The organism is Aeromonas aquatilis, assembly GCF_054052405.1.
Genome location: NZ_JBSTYP010000163.1, coordinates 1 through 504, shown reverse-complemented (window position 1 = coordinate 504; position 504 = coordinate 1). Strand labels below are relative to the sequence as shown.

2 protein-coding genes are annotated in these 504 nt (G+C 63.3%); both read right to left on the bottom strand.

Annotated elements, in window-relative coordinates; translation table 11 throughout:
- Positions 1-145: phage protein Gp36 family protein (locus ACW5W8_RS23810; RefSeq protein WP_498630883.1), on the bottom strand; the 145-nt coding region annotated here is incomplete at its 3' end.
- A gap of 1 nt (position 146) precedes the next feature.
- On the bottom strand, positions 147-504 hold a 358-nt coding region (locus ACW5W8_RS23805), incomplete at its 5' end, for a Rho termination factor N-terminal domain-containing protein (protein WP_498630881.1).

Below are 504 nucleotides of genomic sequence, written 5' to 3'. Positions count from 1 at the left end.
CCAGATAGCCATCGATCAAGGCGCCTGCATCCTGCAGGGCGATGGTGATGGCCGCCTGATCCAGCTCACCGGTCGGCGTCATGGCCAGGCGCAGCAACTCGGCCTCGCCAAAGCGGATCACCATGTCATTGACGCTGGCATACATATCACTGCTCTCCGTTCTGACCAGATGACTGCTCATCCTTGACCGGGTATTGCACTTCGGTCGCCGCGATCGCTGTCACCAGTTCGGCCTTTTTGAGCTTGGTCGCCTCCGGGATACCCATCTGCACCGCCAGCTCGCGCAGCTCATCGACCTTCATCTCGGCCAGCGGCGTGACCTTGCCCGCCAGTGTGGCGACTCCCGCCAGATAGCCCGAACCGGTCAGGACGCCCAGTGTTGCGTCCAGATCCCCAGGCGCCGATGGTGCATCACCTGCCTGAAGGCTGGCGTCTTCAGCCAACCGGACGACCACCAGACGCGGGTCGTTCTCCAGGGTCGCGCACTGCTCAGGCGACACAACC